This window comes from Falsigemmobacter intermedius, from assembly GCF_004054105.1.
In the GTDB taxonomy this organism is placed as follows: Bacteria; Pseudomonadota; Alphaproteobacteria; order Rhodobacterales; family Rhodobacteraceae; genus Wagnerdoeblera; species Wagnerdoeblera intermedia.
On the sequence record NZ_SBLC01000017.1, the window covers coordinates 1 to 15,144 of the forward strand.

Below are 15,144 nucleotides of genomic sequence, written 5' to 3' on the forward strand. Positions count from 1 at the left end.
CAACGAAGCAGCTCGGTGACTGAAGACAAACTGCTATGAGCCCGCAAACAGCGGACAATCCCGCTTGCCAAAAACTGCTTGACGAAGACGGTCCCGTTACCGAAGTCCTGACCCTAGTGAAAGCAGGGTCAAAAGTGCGGTGATCCGCAGGGCGGATCGCATAACTTTCGCTGAGGGTCGCCTCAAAACCTGGTCTCCGGCGCGGCCATGGCCCGACATACTTCGCGCGAGTCTCTATCATCTGAATGGGTGCTCAGCCAGACGAAAGGCGGCCTGCCGGGGCAGGCGCGTGGTTTCGCCGCAACGCAGTCCGCGCAGGCCGGGGAGGTCTTCTTTAACAGCGGGGCTTTCACCGGATCCGGCGGATCAGATCTGCAACTCCCTCCGGGTGGCCTGAACGTCTGAGAAGATCCGCCCCGAGCGACGCAGCTGCTCTCCCGCGGAAAGGCCGATCTCTGTGCCGCCCAGTCTGAGAATGACGACGATCATGACCAAAGCGGCCAGGCTTCGCGCAGCTGCCGCCCCCGTCAACCCCAGAAAGAGTGCGGCCAGAAGCGTGGCTGGAAGGCGCAGCGCGAGGGAGAGGTTTTCGCGAAAGACCAGGGATTTTGGCTTTCCAAGCGCCATCAGAAGCGCCTGGGCGGGCAGCGTGACGGCCTGAAGCGCGATGACCGGGGCCAGCCACCAGATCAGCGGCACCATGGCCGACCAGCCCGCGCCCAGCACCAGCGGCACCAGATCGGCTGCAAAGACGGCGAAGAGAAGGCCGGTCGGCGTGATCAGGCAAAGCAGAATCTGCTGGGCACGAAGATAACTTTCCCGCAGACGGGCGGGGGCATCGCGCAGGGGGAGTGCGGCAAAGCCTGCAAAAAGCGGCTGTGCCGCCGGTGCCGCCAGGCTGTGGGTGGCCAGAGAGGCCAGATCGCCCGCCATGGTGTAAAGACCAAGCTGTGGCCGGCCGAGGATCGCGCCGATGAAGAAGCGGTCGCTTTGCTGGTTCAGGGTGAAGATCATCCGCGACAGGCTCACCCAGCCCGCGAAGTGAAAAAGCCCCGCCGCGCCGCGCAGCGACAGCCGGAGGCGCCAGGGGGCGAGCAGATGGGTGCTCAGCGCGGTGACAAGCGGCCCGGCCACCAGACCCGCGACCAAGGCCCCGACGCCGCCCTCTGCGAATGCGACGCTGAGCATGATCCCGCAGGCTGCAAGCTTGCCACAAAGCTGGCTGCAGGCGAGGGCCCGGTAGTCCAGCGCGCGCAGGGCGTGCACCATGGCCGGGCTGGCGCAGCCCTGGGCCAGCGGTATCAGCGCGAAGGTGGTGAGAACCGCCGCCAGGTGCGGCTCTCCGAACAGCCGGGCCAGGGGGGCGGCGAGAGCGGTCAGAAGCGTGGCGACCAGGAGGCCGCGCAGAAGCGACAGGGTGAAGGCGGCGCTTTGGGCGATCCCACCCGGCTTCATACTGCGCCGCACCGGGCCTGCGGGCGCGGGCGGGCTGCGGCGGGGCCGTTCGGCACCCCTTTCAGCAGGGGCATGGGCCATGACAGGATCGGCATCGCGGGCACCTTCAGAGGCAGGTCACGCCTGCAGGTGATCCGGTGCTGACATGGCAAAAACGGTCAGACAATCTGCGGAATTGTGACAGTCCGGGTGCTGATCTGAAGGGGGGGGCCGTAAGGCCCTGGTCCGCCCCCGGCCGCAGGGGCGGCGCGGGGGCGGGGGAGAGGGCGGATCAGCGGAAGCCGAGGCCCAGATTTTCCAGAACATTGCGCAGCACATGGCGACCGCTCAGACCGCGCAGCGAGCCCAGACGGCCCTTCAGCAGATCGGTCCAGGGCTGCGGCGAAAGACCCTGCGACGCGCGGAACGCGAGAGTGGCCTCATTATGGCGGGCGATGGCCGCGCCTTGATCGCTGTTGTAGCGCTCATGGTGCAGAACCGCCTCCTGAGGCAGGCGCGGTTTGACGGCGGTGGCCACCTCGGGGTCGGGATGGCCGACCACAAGGCCCGCGACCACATAGGCGCGTTTGGGCAGGCCGACCAGTTCGGCCAGCTCTGCCGGGTGATTGCGCAGACCGCCGATATAGACCGTCCCGAGCCCGAGAGATTCCGCCGCCACGAGGGCGTTTTGTGCCGCCAGCATGGCATCGACGGTGGCCAGAACGAAGGCCTCGGTGTGGTCGAGGGCCTCGGTCCCGCTGCCCTCCGCCTGCAGAATGCTCTCAGCGCGCGCCAGATCAGCGACCCAGAGGAAGCAAAGCGGGGCCTGAGCGATGTGCTTCTGCCCGCCTGCGAGGTCCGCAAGCTTTGCCCGGGTGGCCGCATCCTGGACGGCGACCACGCTCCAGACCTGAAGGTTCGAGGAGGTGGGCGCGGACGAGGCGGCTGCGACCAGAAGTTCAATCGTGCCTGCCGCAAGCGGCTGCGGCAGGAAATTCCGCACGGTGCGATGCGACAGAAGGCTGTCGATCACCGGGTTGCGCGCGGCGGTCCCGGGCAGAGCTTCGCCATAGCGGGTGGCGATCGGGCAGGGGGTTTGGGTCACAGTCATCGTCCTTAAAGTCCTTTAAGATCAAGCAGGCTCAGCTCTTCGGCTGAGAGGGTCAGCCGCACCCCCCCGAGCAGGGTGGTCAATTGCGCGACCGAGGTCACCGAGGCCAGCGGTGCCAGAACGCCGGGCTGATGCAACAGCCAGGCCATGGCGAGGGCGGCATGGCTGACGCCCCGTTCGGCGGTCACCTGGTCCATGGCCGCCAGCACGCGCAGACCGTCGTCGTTCAGATAGCGGCTGACGCTGTTGCCGCGCGGGCTTTGGCCAAGATCGGCTTCGGTGCGGTATTTCCCGGTCAGAAAACCGGCCGAGAGCGAGTAGAAGGGGATCAGGCTCAGCCCCTGGGAGAGCATCAGATCCTGAAGATCGCCCTCATATTTATGCCGGGTGCGCAGGTTGTATTCGTTCTGCACGGTCTCATAGCGCGGCAGGCCTTCGGCCCCGCTGAGGCTCAGGGCTTCGCCGAGCTGAGTGGCGTCAAAGTTAGAGCAGCCGATGGCACGCACTTTTCCGGCCCGGATCAGCCGGTCATAGGCCGTCAGAGTTTCCTGCTGCGGCACGGCGGCATCAAAGAGATGGCTTTGATAAAGATCGATATAATCCGTCTGCAGCCGCGTCAGCGAGGCTTCGACCGCGCGCTCAATATGCGCGGCAGACAGGCCCTTGCCGTCTTCGCCCAGATCCATGCCGACCTTGGTGAAGATCTGCACCCGGTCGCGGTTGCCGCGGGCCTTCATCCAGCGGCCAAGAATGCGCTCGCTTTCGCTGTCATTGCCGGGGACCCAGCGGGAATAGACATCCGCCGTGTCAAATGCGCCAAAGCCCTGATCGGTAAAGGCGTCGAAAATATCGAAGGAGGTCGCCTGATCTGCGGTCCAGCCTGCGGTATTGGTCCCGAGGATGAAGGGCGCAATGGTGAGCGCGCTGCGGCCGACGGAGCGTTGGTCCATAGTGTGAAAGTCCCTGCTGTTGTCTGCTCTGAGGTATAACCGCTGAGGCGCAGGGGACCAGCCCTGCAAAGGGTGCAGAGCTGTGCGGCGGGCCGTGTGGCGGCTCCGGCCCCCCGCAATTGCCGGCGGTGCTGAGAAATGAGGCGCAAAGCGCCCCCGTCAGCCCAGAAGCGCCGTCCAGACGCGGTATCGCCCGCGCCCCGTCAGCTCGCGGATCAGGCCGCGCTGCGTGAAGAGATCAAGGTTGCGCTGAACGGCAGCGCGGGAGGCGCCGGTCTCCTGCTCTGCCATGGGGGCTGAGACGCTGGGCCAGTCTTTCAGCAGCCCAAGCAGGCGCGGCGGTGTGCGCCCGGAGAGATCAAAGATGGTCTCTTCAGCCCGCGCCGTCCAGGCTGCGAGGCGGTCGAGATGCATCAGGGCTGCGAGCACCGCCTGATGCGCGCCGAGAATCCAGCCCTGCAGACGCGCGGCGGCGCTGCCCTGGGCTACCAGCCCCGGAAAGCCCGCCAGCGACAGCGGCAAAAACCCCTGACCCGAGGCCGGAGCGCCGCCAAGCCTTGCAGCGAGAACCGCCGCCTCAAGATCGCGGGCGGGTGAGGGGTCGGTCATGCGCCAGAGATGGAACAGCACCGCCGATTGCACGATCGGATGCAGCGAAGACAGGCTGTCGAGCACGTCGCAGGCATCTGTGACCCGCGCCGAGGGGGGCGTGCCCGGCGCATGGCCCAGAAGCTGGCTCATCGCATCAGCGCGATCCTGCCCCACGGGGGCCGGACCATTGGTCAGACGGCGCACCGCCCAGGCTCCGCGCGCCAGCGCCTGCGCGTCGGTCCCGGTTGCGCCGATCTGCAGCGAGATCCACAGCACCAGACGATCCGCGGGCAACCGGTCACCCGACCACCAGCCAAGACTGGCCACCTCCTGCAGCGCAAGGCGGCGGCGTGCCCCCTCGCCATGCAGGCGCAGCCGCTCTTCCAGGCGGCCGAAATCGAAGCTCAGCGCCGCGAGATCAAGAGCATAGTCCGCCTCTGCCGCCCGCCATTCCTGGAAGGGAAACAGCCGGCTCTCAACCCCGGCAGAAACCTCTGAGGCATCAAGATTGTCCTCAGGGTCAGGGGGAAGGAACCACAGATCGCCGTCACCGTCTTCGGTGTCGTCGCTATAGGGATCAAACGGGGGGTCATCGGTAAATCGGGCCATGCTGCGCATTATGTCTGCAGAGCGCCTGGCCAGCAAGCGCGTGTTGGGGGACAGCGCTGTGAAGGAGCAGTTTGTTCCGGCCCTTCTAGGGAGGAGTCTGAAAGGGATCGCGGCGCGTAACTCGCTGGCAGAAAACGGGGATTTCTTGAGGCAGTCCGGTCTGTGTGGCAGGGGCGGAAGGCGCCGGCTCCTGCCCGCTGCATGAGGGCGCAGAGGTCACTGGAGATACCCCTGCCCCCCGCCCGGACCCGAGCAAGGCTCTCAGGAGGGCTCAATTGACAAAAATTCCGCAGCCGCCATGGTGAAGTGCCCCGGGGATCAGTAAGACTGCCCCGGTCCGCCCAACAGACAGTGAGAGCAGAGACGATGCAGCAGCCGCGCCTGACGGGTCCCGGAGCGGGGTCTGACAGATATGATGTCCTGACCGCGCTTTCGGTTGCCGCGCTCGGGGCGGGCGGTCATCAGCAGGTTTTATTGCTGCGTCTGATGGCGCTGATCACGGCGCGCTACAACTGGGCGCAGGATGAGCTGTCGCTGGGCCAGAAAGATATGGCGCTGATGTGGTCGGTGGATGAGCGCACGGTGAAGCGCGAGATCCGCAGGCTTCTTGATGCGCATCTGCTGATCCTGCTGCGGCCGGGTGTGAAGGGTCGGGTGGCTGTCTATCGGCTGAACCTGCGCAAAGTTGCCGAGCTGACGGAAGCCTGGTGGCCGCGCGTCGGCCCCGATTTTGAAGCCCGGATGGCCGGGCGTTACGCGCCCGAGGGGGCCTCTGAGGATCGGGTGGTGCGGCTTGATTTCACGCCGCGTGACCAGCCGGACCTGAGCAGCCCCTGGCAGCGTGTACTGACCCGTCTGCGGGAGGCCGATCCCGCCCGCGCCGGTGCCTGGTTTGACCCTCTGGTGGTGCTGAGCGAGACCGCGCCGGAGATCTCGCTGCAGGCGCCTTCGCGGTTTGCCCTGCGCTATATCGAGACACATCTTTTGTCGCAGATGAAGATCGCGATGCGCCAGGAGCTTGGCCCGGGCTGGCGGCTGACCCTGACGGGGAGGCAATAATCCGCCTTCTGCAGCTGCAAAAACCGGCAGGAAACCCGCCTTCTGTTACATTCCTTCAACTGCTTTTGAACGCCGCTTGCGTGGCACATGGCCGCAATCGTATATGAGGGGATGAGTCCGGACCCAGTCCCCGAGCAAGCATAGGGTTTTCCTAACGAATGTCGTACGACATTATTTCTGACGTCAGCGTTTCGCGTCGAAGCCTTCTGATCTCGGGTTCAGCCTTTGCGCTGGCATCAACCGGTGCGGTTCCGACGCTGGCGGGCAATGCCGCGGTGCAGCAATTCTCATGGGATCTGCTCTGCGCTGAAATGCAGGCTCTGGCCGCGCAGCCCCATCAGCAGCCCGCCGGGGTGAGCGGTTTTCTGGCCGATCTGAATTATGATGACTACCGCCTGATCCGCTTTCGCCCGGATCGTCTGCGCTGGTCTGCGCCGACAAGTCCTTATCGGCTTGCGGCTTTTCCGCCGGGCTGGCTCTTTAAAGAGCCGGTGGTTCTCTTTGAGGTCAATGGCGGTGAGGCGCGTGAGATGCGCTTCAGCACCTCGGATTTCGAATATCTCAACGATCTGGCCGACCGCGTTCCGGCGCTCGAAGAGCTGCCCGGTGTGGCAGGCTTCCGGCTGCACAGCTATCTCAACCGCCCCGATGTGCTGGATGAGCTGGTAGCCTTTGTCGGCGCGAGCTATTTCCGCGCGCTTGGCCGCAATTCTGCCTATGGCCTTTCGGCCCGTGGTCTGGCGCTGAATACGGCCACCGCCAGCGGAGAGGAATTCCCGCGCTTCAGCCGGTTTTACATCGACCGCAGCGGCGCACCGTCTGAGATCACGGTTTTTGCGGCCCTCGAAAGCCCCTCGGTCACCGGGGCCTACCGCTTTGTCATCCGTCCGGGTGCTGCGACGACCATGGATGTGACCTGCCGTCTGTGGTTCCGCAACGATATTGAAGAACTGGGCATCGCGCCGCTGACGTCGATGTATCTTTTCTCGGAAAAAAGCCGGGCGCAGTTTGACGATTTCCGGCCCAAGGTCCACGACAGTGACGGGCTGCAGATCACCCGCGCCGATGGCGAGCGGATCTGGCGTCCGCTGTCGAACCCGCCGCGTCTGTCGGGCAGCTATTTTGCTGAGACATCGCCGCGCCGCTTCGGCCTGCATCAGCGTGACCGCCGCTTTGAGAGTTTTCAGGACCTTGAGGCGAATTACCACCGCCGCCCCTCGCTCGACGTGGAACCCCTGGGCGACTGGGGGCCGGGTCATGTGCGGCTGGTCGAGATCCCCTCGGATTCTGAGGCCAATGACAATATCGTCGCCTATTGGGTGCCCGCGGGTGCCGTGAAGGCCGGTGAGAGCCGCGAATTTGCCTATCGGCTGCACTGGGGCGACCTGCCGCTTGATCTGAGCGGACCCCTTGCCCATGTAGATGAGACAAGGGCCGGCCATGGGGGCGTGGCCGCAGGTGGTGTGCGCAGCGGTGAGCGGAAGTTCGTCATCGATTTTCGGGGCGGTCAGCTCGATGTCATGGGGTCTGAGGCGCAGATTGAGGCGAAGGTCTCTGTCTCCAATGCCGAAGTGCTGTCCCAGGTCGTGCAGCGCGTCCCGCAGACCGGGGCCTGGCGGCTCTTTCTGGACATCGCGGCGCAGCCGGACGCGGTGGTTGAACTTTCTGCACATCTGGCCGGATACGGCCGTAAGCTTTCTGAGAACTGGCTTTACCAGTGGATCAACAGCAAATGAACGATACCCAGGACGATATTCTTTCACCGGCACGGCCGGCTGTTATTGAGCGCGGCGCTTTGCCTGATGCGCCGCTGGCCATGCCGACGCAGCGCCTGGAGGCGCAGCCGCGGGGCCGCTTTGGCTGGCTTTCACTGCGCCCTACAGCCCGCGGAGCGTGATGTATGCACTCTCCCGCCGCTAAGGTCCGGGTCTGGCTGATCCGGACCCTTTTGCTGTCTGTCAGCCTGCTGGCGGGGATCGGGGGCTTCACCCTCTTTTTGCGCTACGGCATGGCAGACGGCTGGGATGCCATGGATGTCGTGCGCGCCACGCTGATACTGATCTCGACCTTCTGGCTGACCTGGGGGGCCGTTCAGGCCCTGGCCGGGCTGACCACGCGCCCGCCGAAGGTTCCGCGCGCGACCGGTGATCTGACCGGCCGCACGGTGGTGCTGGTCCCGGTCTATAACGAAGATCCGACCATCACCTTCGCCCGCATCGCCGCCATGCTGGAATCGGTGGATGCCACCGGGCAGGGCGCGCTTTTTGATTTTGCGATCCTCTCGGACACCCGCGATGCCGCGGTCGCCGCGCAGGAGCGGCTGTGGTTTGAAAAGCTCCTGGATGACACGGGCGCGGAGGGGCGCATCTTTTACCGCATCCGTGAGAGCAATCGCGGCCGTAAAGCGGGCAATATCGAGGATTTCTTCACCCGCTCGGGCGCGCGTTATGAGTTTGCGGTGATCCTTGACGCCGACAGCCTGATGGAGGGGGATACCCTCGTTGAGATGGTGCGCCGCATGGAGGCAGCCCCCGATCTCGGGCTTTTGCAGACCCTGCCGGTGGTGGTCAATGCGCGCTCGTCTTTCAGCCGTATCCAGCAGTTCTCGGCGGCGTTTTATTCGCCGATCTTCTGTCGGGGCCTTGCGATGATGCAGGGCCGCACCGGTCCCTTCTGGGGCCATAACGCCATCGTGCGGGTGCGGGCCTTTGCCGAAAGCGCGGGCCTGCCCGAACTCTCCGGAAAGCCGCCCTTCGGCGGTCATATCCTGAGCCATGATTACGTCGAGGCAGCGCTTCTGGCGCGGGCCGGCTGGACGGTGCGGGTCGATGATGATCTGGGCGGATCTTATGAGGAAGGCCCGGAGAATATGGTCCTTCATGCCAAGCGCGACCGGCGCTGGTGTCAGGGCAACCTGCAGCACTCGCGGCTTTTGCTGGCACCGGGGCTGAAACTCTGGAGCCGCTTTGTCTTTGTGCAGGGTATCCTGTCGTACCTTTCCCCGGTGCTCTGGCTGATGTTTCTGCTGGCCTCGATTGCGGCCCCGCTCTTTGTGCCGCCGGTCAATTACTTCCCGATTGAGGGCTGGTCTTTCCCGGTGATCCCGGTCTCAGAGGCCTCACGCGCCATTGCGCTGGCGATCGGGGTGTTCAGCCTGCTCTTTCTGCCCAAGCTTCTGATCCTGATCGATGCGATCCTGCGGGGCCGGGCGAAGGGCTATGGCGGGGCCTTCCGGGCCTCGGCCTCGGTGCTGACGGAGTTGTTGTTTTCGGCCATCGCGGCCCCGGTCTTTTTGATGTTTAACACCCGCTCGGTCCTTCAGGTGCTGGGCGGGCGGGACGGCGGCTGGCCTGCGCAGTCGCGCGGGGACGGCTCGCTGACGCTGAGCGAGGCCTGGGCCTCGGGCTGGTGGATTGTCACCTCGGGCGGGGTGGGCCTTGGCCTTGCGCTCTGGTTTGCGCCCGGTCTTGTTCCCTGGCTCAGCCCGGTGCTGCTGCCGATGCTCTTTGCGCCGCTGATTCTTTGGGCTTCTTCGCAAAAAGGCAGCCTGCGCCGGTTCCTGACGCCCTCTGAGACCAGCCGTCCTGAGATCCTGCGCCGCCATGAGGCCTGGATCGCCCGCTGGAGCGGCACCGGGGCCTGATCTCAGGCGGCGCTTGAAGCAGGGCCATCGCCGCGCTATATCGGCAGTCACGCGCCATGTCTTCGGCGCGTGACACCTGTTCGATGACCGGGCCCCTCTGGCGAAAGTGGCGGCGCTTTCGTGATGTCGGCATCGCAACATTCATTGCCGCCGGACTTCATCATCATGTCCCATAAGACATCGCTTCAGGCAGGCTCGGACAAACCGCTGCTTTCCTACCTGAAATGGGCCCTCATCACGACCGTTCTCGGACTCGCGCTTGGCGCCTGGCTGGGCTGGGAGACCACCGGCACCGTCAGCGGTATGCTCACGGTCTTCTTCATCTGCGCTGTGCTTGCTGTGCTGGAGATCTCACTGTCCTTCGACAACGCTATCGTGAACGCCAACAAACTCAAAGACATGACCCCGGAATGGCAGCACCGCTTCCTGACCTGGGGGCTTTTGATCGCCGTCTTCGGCATGCGGATCGTCTTCCCGCTGCTGATCGTGGTGATCGCGGCCAATGTCGGCCCCTGGACCGCGCTGGTCATGGCCGCCACCGATCCCGATCAATACTCGCAGATCATGATGGACGCCCATCTGCCGATCGCAGCCTTCGGGGGCACCTTCCTGATGATGGTGGCGCTGTCGTTCTTCTTTAACCACGAGAAAGACATCCACTGGGTCCGCTGGCTCGAAGAGAAGGCGGCCTCCTATTCGTCGGTGAAGGGCATTGAGATCGCGGTCGTTCTGATCATCATGATGATCTTCTCGAAGATCATCGCGGGTTCGGATGATCCCAAACTCGGCCCGGTTGCGGCCAATACCTTCTTCTATTCGGCGATCTGGGGTCTGCTGACCTTCCTGTTGGTCGAAGTTCTGGGTGGCATTCTTGACCGCAGCCAGCAGATGCTGGAGGGCGCGGCCAAGGGCGGTCTGGGGGCTTTCCTCTATCTGGAAGTTCTCGACGCCAGCTTCTCCTTTGACGGTGTGATCGGGGCCTTCGCGCTGACCTCGAACCTCTTTGTCATCGCCATCGGCCTTGGCATCGGGGCGATGTATGTCCGCTCGATGACCATCATGCTGGTCGAGAAAGGCACCCTGACCGAGTACCGCTTCCTTGAGCATGGTGCGTTCTATGCCATCCTGATCCTCTCGGTGATCATGTATGTCCAGTCGCTGGTCCATATTCCGGAAGTCATCACCGGCATGGGCGGTGCGGCGCTGATCGGCGTCGCGCTCTGGTCCTCGATCCGCTGGAACCGCGTCCACGGCAGCGACGAATAATCATCGCCACAGGCATCCTCAGAAGGCCCCGCGCCCCGCGCGGGGCCTTCTGTATGTCCCCCCCCCCCTTGCCACTTTCCGCCCGAGGGCAACAAAAAAGCCCCGCAGACCGCGGGGCTTTTTCAGACTGTGGCGCACGCAGGGGGTCAGCCCCGGCGCGTGACCCGCATGACCAGGACGTAAAGCGCGGGGACCATGAAGATCGCGATGACAGTGGTAAAGACCATCCCGCCGAGCACCCCGATCCCGATCGCATGTTGCGAGGCTGCGCCGGCGCCGGTGGCGATGGCCAGCGGCAGCACGCCAAGCGCGAAGGCAAGCGAGGTCATCAGGATCGGGCGCAGACGCAAAGTCGCGGCTTTCAGCGCGGCCTCGCGCAGCGCCATGCCCTCCTTGCGCAGGCTTTCGGCAAATTCCACGATCAGAATGGCGTTCCGCGAGGCCAGGCCGATCGTCGTCAGCAGACCCACTTTGAAATAAACGTCATTTGACTGTCCGAACCACCAGGCCGCCACCAGTGCGCCAAGGATCCCCACCGGCGCTGCCAGCAGGACCGAAAACGGCACCGACCAGCTTTCATAAAGCGCAGCAAGGCACAGAAACACGACCAGAGCCGAGAGCGCAAAGAGCATCGGCGCCTGGTTTCCGGCCTCTTTCTCCTGATAGGAAAGCCCGATCCAGCCCACGCCATAGCCGCCCGGAAGCTCCGCCACCAAGCGCTCAATCGTGGCCATGGCCTCACCGGTTGAGACGCCCGGCGTCGGCGATGCGTTGATCGAGATCGCCCGCGTGCCGCCAAAGCGGTTCAGGCTCGGCGAGTTCTCGGTCCAGACCTGATTGATGAAGCTGGAGAAGGGCACCATTTCGCCTGCGCGGTTGCGGGCATGCCACATCTCAATCTCACCGGGCTGCATCCGCCATTCGGCCGCGCCCTGCACCACCACCGGGCGCAGTTCGGCACCCAGCTGGAAGTCATTGACCTCGCGGCCCGAGAAGATGACCGAGAGCATATTGTTGACGTCACTGACGGTCAGCCCCATGGCGCGGGCCTTGCGTTGGTCGATCTCGAGCTTCAGCGCGGGGCGCTGGCTCGGCTCATGGCCGCGGAAGCCGGTGATCTGTCCCGTGGCCTCGGCCTGACGGGCGATCTCCTGAGCGGCGGCCTCAAGCGCGGCCTGACCGTTCCCGGCCTGGTCGATCATATAGTAAGAGATCCCCGCGCCCGAGCCGAGACCCTGGATCGCCGGGGGCTGCATGAAGATGATATTGCCCGCCCGATGCCCGGCGAAGCGCTTTTGCCCCTCGGCCTGGATCATCGCGGCAGAGATGCCGGGGCGCTCATCAAAAGGTTTCAGCTTCACATAAAGCAGCGCCCGGTTTTGCCCCGCGTTGCCGCCGAAGGCAAAGCCAAGCGCGGTCATCACCGAGTCCACCGCTTCCGAGTTCTCCTCCAGCAGCCAGTCCTGCACCTCATTTGAGATGGCCTGGGTCTGTGCGCTGGTCGAGCCTTCGGCAAGGTTCAGGATGATCATCAAAACACCCTGATCTTCCTGCGGCACGAAGGAGGAGGGCAGCTCCTGGAACATCCGAAAGGCCCCGCCGCTGATCCCCAGCAGAACCATCAGCACAAGGAAGGGCACCCGCATCACACTCCAGGTCATGCGGCCATAGCCATTGGTCAGACGATCAAAGTTGCGGTTGAAGAGCCGCGAGAACATATTGCCGCCGCCGGGCTTATGCGGGCGCAGCAGCACCGCACACATCGCAGGCGTCAGGATCAGCGCCACGCCCAGTGAAAGCACCATGGCGGTGATAATGGTCACCGAGAACTGCCGGTAAATCACCCCCGTTGAGCCCGACATAAAGGCCATGGGCAAAAACACCGCCGAGAGCACCATGACGATGCCCACCAGCGCCGAGGAGATCTCGGTCATGGATTTGCGCGTCGCCTCAACGGGGCCGATATGCTCTTCGGCCATGACGCGTTCGACGTTTTCCACCACCACGATGGCGTCGTCGACCAGAAGGCCGATGGCCAGCACCATGGCAAACATGGTCAGCGTGTTGATCGAATAGCCCAAAGTCAGCAGCACCCCGAAGGTGCCCAGGAGCACCACCGGAATGGCGATCACCGGAATGATCGTCGCGCGCCAGGACTGCAGGAAGATCAGGATGACCAGGAAAACCAGGATCACGGCCTCGATCAGGGTTTTATAAACCGTGCCGATCGACTGCTCGATGAAGGGGGAGGTGTCATAGGGATAGGCCACCTCAACGCCATCGGGCAGGGCCGGCTCAATCGTTGAGAGAAGCTCCCGCACCCTGCGGGCGGTCTCCACCGCATTGGCCCCCGTCGCGAGGGTCACCGAGAAACCGGCCGCATTCATCCCGTTCATAAAGGAGGTGCTGCCGTAGCTTTCCTGGCCGATCTCAACCTCAGCCACGTCTGACAGCACCACCTCAGAGCCATCGGCTTCGACGCGCAGCAGAATATGGGCGAACTGATCCACCCCGGTCATCTGGGTCTGCGCCGACAAGGGCACCGTCAGCTGCTGCCCCGGGACCACAGGCTGCCCCCCCAGAGAGCCCACCGAGACGGTGGAGTTCTGCTCAGCAATCGCCGAGGTCACATCCTGAGCGGTGATCTGAAACTCCGCCATCCGCACCGGGTCAAGCCAGACCCGCATGGCGTAGCCGGGGGTAAAGACGTCGATGCCGCCCACCCCCTCAACCCGCTGAACCGAGTCCTCCACCAGCTGCGCGGCCAGATCGCCCAGCTCGACCGAGCTGTAGCGCCCGTCGCGGCTGACCAGAGCGCCGACCAGCAGCGAGCTGTCCCCGGTGCGGCGCACCTGAACGCCGCGCTGGCGGACCACTTCGGGCAGGGCCGCTTCGACCCGCGCCACGCGGTTCTGGACCTGGATCTGCGCCATATCGCGGTCGATGCTGTCATCGAAGGTCAGCGAAATGGTGGCGCGACCGGTGGCCGAAGAGGTCGCGTTCATGAATAAAAGGCCATCCAGCCCGGTCATGGCGTCTTCCACCACCGAAGTGACCGAGTTCTCGGTCACCTCAGCGGAAGCACCCGGATAGGTGGCGATGACATCGACCCGTGTTGGCGCGATATCGGGATATTGCTCGATCGGCAGGCGCAGCATGGAGAAGGCGCCGAAGAGCATGACAACAATCGCCAGCACCCAGGCAAAAACGGGCCGCGTGATAAAGAACTGTGCCATGGCCTCAGTTCCCGACCTGCGCCGGATCGCTGTCGCGTACCACGCCGTCGGCATCAATCGCCGCGGGGGTCAGCTCCACGGGCTGGCCGTCGCGGATCTGCGCGATGCCATCAACCAGAAGCCACTCTCCGGCCTCAAGACCATCGGTGACGACCCAATGGTTCTTCCAGGTGCCGTTCTCTTCGATCGGACGCCGGGTGGCCTTGCCATCCATGGCGATCCAGGCGGTCAGGCTGCCGTCGCGCTGGCGCACGGCGGCGCGCTGCGGCACGAGAATGGCCTCGGTCCGGCCCAGGGTCATCTCTCCCTGGACAAACATGCCCGGCGAGACGCGGCCTGAGGGGTTCTCCATCTCAAAGCGCAGACGGCGCGTGCCGGTGGTGGCCGAGACCGTCGCCCCGGTGCTGACAAGCTTTGCCTTGCCCTCAATGCGGCTACCGTCGTTCAGAACCAGCGTCAGGGCCGGGTCCTGCAGGGTGATGCGCCCCTCTGCGGCGGCGCTCTCAAGGCGCAGGCGGGTCGGATAGGGTTCGGTCAGATCCACGAGGATGGGATCGGTCTGGACGATTTCCGTCAGCGCGGTCTGTGAGGCCGAGACGAGATCGCCCACCGCCACCGTGGCAATCCCCGCCACGCCCGAGGCCGGGGCGCGGATCACCGTCCACTCCAGTTCGGCTTTCGCAAGCGCAAGGCGCGCTTCGCTTTCCGAGAGCGAGGCGCGGGCCTTCAGCAGCGTGGTTTCGACGGTTTCAAAGGTGGCGCGGCTGGTGGCCTGCTGGCCCTGAAGCTTCTCGGCGCGTTCAAAGGCGGATTGCGCGGTTGAAAGATCGGCCTTCGCCCGCTCCAGATTGGCCTCGGCGACGCGCAGGGCGATCTCATAGGTCAGCGGATCAATGGCAAAGAGCGGCGTTCCCGCTTCGACATAGCTGCCCGGCGTATAGAGGATCTCGCGGATCATACCGCTGACACGGGGGCGGATCTGGGCGGTGTTCACCGCAACGGCCCGTCCCGTCAAATTCATGATGACCGGCACTTCGGCCTGTTCCAGCGTCATATATCCGGCTTTGGCGGGCGGACGCTCGGGGGTCTGCGCAAAAGCGGCTCCCGCCATCAGCGGAAAGGCGAGCAGCAGGCTCAGCAGGGGGCGGCCAGGCTTGGTCATGGAGTTCCAGTCGTCGGTTCGGCGTTCCGTTTCTGACAGGCCGGGCCTGCCGGGGCTTACTCATACCTCTTACGCCCGGGGGC

General features: G+C 64.5%; 11 protein-coding genes. 5 read left to right on the forward strand and 6 right to left on the reverse strand.

The genetic code is table 11. The features are described from left to right. Positions 1 to 366 precede the first annotated feature (366 nt). From EP867_RS12330 to EP867_RS12345, 4 genes are all read right to left on the reverse strand, one after another. Positions 367 to 1,455 (reverse strand): oligosaccharide flippase family protein, encoded by a 1,089-nt coding sequence (locus EP867_RS12330; RefSeq protein ID WP_194085563.1) that lies wholly within the window; start codon positions 1,453 to 1,455, stop codon positions 367 to 369. 271 nt (positions 1,456 to 1,726) lie between these two features. Beyond that, entirely contained in the window at positions 1,727 to 2,545 is an 819-nt protein-coding gene (locus EP867_RS12335) for an NADPH-dependent oxidoreductase (RefSeq protein WP_128489655.1), read from the reverse strand. Positions 2,546 to 2,550: 5 nt separating this feature from the next. Next, the gene (locus EP867_RS12340) at positions 2,551 to 3,495 is read right to left on the reverse strand and encodes an aldo/keto reductase (protein WP_128489657.1); all 945 of its coding nucleotides are present in this window, start codon (positions 3,493 to 3,495) and stop codon (positions 2,551 to 2,553) included. A gap of 159 nt (positions 3,496 to 3,654) precedes the next feature. Then, complete coding sequence (locus EP867_RS12345; RefSeq protein ID WP_128489660.1) at positions 3,655 to 4,695, reverse strand: helix-turn-helix domain-containing protein; 1,041 nt, start codon at positions 4,693 to 4,695, stop codon at positions 3,655 to 3,657. 366 nt (positions 4,696 to 5,061) lie between these two features. On the opposite strand from EP867_RS12345, the gene EP867_RS12350 reads away from it, so the two are divergent. The 5 genes from EP867_RS12350 (at position 5,062) to EP867_RS12365 (ending at position 10,663) form a co-directional block, all read left to right on the forward strand. Continuing rightward, on the forward strand, positions 5,062 to 5,754 hold the full coding sequence (locus tag EP867_RS12350) for a hypothetical protein (RefSeq protein WP_128489662.1): 693 nt from the start codon (positions 5,062 to 5,064) through the stop codon (positions 5,752 to 5,754). Positions 5,755 to 5,912: 158 nt separating this feature from the next. Continuing rightward, a complete protein-coding gene (locus EP867_RS12355) occupies positions 5,913 to 7,490 on the forward strand; it encodes a glucan biosynthesis protein (protein WP_128489664.1) in 1,578 nt (525 codons plus the stop codon). Beyond that, positions 7,487 to 7,651, forward strand: a complete 165-nt coding sequence (locus EP867_RS19835) for a hypothetical protein (RefSeq protein WP_164888855.1) — start codon at positions 7,487 to 7,489, stop codon at positions 7,649 to 7,651. The genes EP867_RS12355 and EP867_RS19835 overlap by 4 nt, the downstream gene beginning before the upstream one ends. A gap of 3 nt (positions 7,652 to 7,654) precedes the next feature. Further along, positions 7,655 to 9,397, forward strand: a complete 1,743-nt coding sequence (gene mdoH, locus EP867_RS12360; protein WP_128489666.1) for a glucans biosynthesis glucosyltransferase MdoH — start codon at positions 7,655 to 7,657, stop codon at positions 9,395 to 9,397. Between the two features lie 165 nt (positions 9,398 to 9,562). Further along, on the forward strand, positions 9,563 to 10,663 hold the full coding sequence (locus EP867_RS12365) for a DUF475 domain-containing protein (RefSeq protein WP_128489669.1): 1,101 nt from the start codon (positions 9,563 to 9,565) through the stop codon (positions 10,661 to 10,663). Between the two features lie 146 nt (positions 10,664 to 10,809). Here the strand turns inward: EP867_RS12365 and EP867_RS12370 are convergent, their stop codons facing one another. Then, positions 10,810 to 13,899: a multidrug efflux RND transporter permease subunit gene (locus EP867_RS12370; RefSeq protein WP_128489671.1), complete on the reverse strand. Its 3,090-nt coding sequence runs from the start codon at positions 13,897 to 13,899 to the stop codon at positions 10,810 to 10,812. A 4-nt stretch (positions 13,900 to 13,903) separates the two neighbouring features. Beyond that, positions 13,904 to 15,061 (reverse strand): efflux RND transporter periplasmic adaptor subunit, encoded by a 1,158-nt coding sequence (locus EP867_RS12375; RefSeq protein ID WP_128489673.1) that lies wholly within the window; start codon positions 15,059 to 15,061, stop codon positions 13,904 to 13,906. Between the last annotated feature and the right edge of the window lie 83 nt (positions 15,062 to 15,144).

What these genes read in the sequence shown, in the direction of transcription:
- EP867_RS12340 (WP_128489657.1), bottom strand. Translation starts at nt 3,495, where the DNA reads ATGGACCAACGCTCCGTCGGCCGCAGCGCGCTCACCATTGCGCCCTTC.
- EP867_RS12345 (WP_128489660.1), bottom strand. Translation starts at nt 4,695, where the DNA reads ATGGCCCGATTTACCGATGACCCCCCGTTTGATCCCTATAGCGACGAC.
- EP867_RS12335 (WP_128489655.1), bottom strand. Translation starts at nt 2,545, where the DNA reads ATGACTGTGACCCAAACCCCCTGCCCGATCGCCACCCGCTATGGCGAA.
- EP867_RS19835 (WP_164888855.1), top strand. Translation starts at nt 7,487, where the DNA reads ATGAACGATACCCAGGACGATATTCTTTCACCGGCACGGCCGGCTGTT.
- mdoH (WP_128489666.1), top strand. Translation starts at nt 7,655, where the DNA reads ATGCACTCTCCCGCCGCTAAGGTCCGGGTCTGGCTGATCCGGACCCTT.
- EP867_RS12370 (WP_128489671.1), bottom strand. Translation starts at nt 13,899, where the DNA reads ATGGCACAGTTCTTTATCACGCGGCCCGTTTTTGCCTGGGTGCTGGCG.
- EP867_RS12365 (WP_128489669.1), top strand. Translation starts at nt 9,563, where the DNA reads ATGTCCCATAAGACATCGCTTCAGGCAGGCTCGGACAAACCGCTGCTT.
- EP867_RS12350 (WP_128489662.1), top strand. Translation starts at nt 5,062, where the DNA reads ATGCAGCAGCCGCGCCTGACGGGTCCCGGAGCGGGGTCTGACAGATAT.
- EP867_RS12355 (WP_128489664.1), top strand. Translation starts at nt 5,913, where the DNA reads ATGTCGTACGACATTATTTCTGACGTCAGCGTTTCGCGTCGAAGCCTT.
- EP867_RS12375 (WP_128489673.1), bottom strand. Translation starts at nt 15,061, where the DNA reads ATGACCAAGCCTGGCCGCCCCCTGCTGAGCCTGCTGCTCGCCTTTCCG.
- EP867_RS12330 (WP_194085563.1), bottom strand. Translation starts at nt 1,455, where the DNA reads ATGAAGCCGGGTGGGATCGCCCAAAGCGCCGCCTTCACCCTGTCGCTT.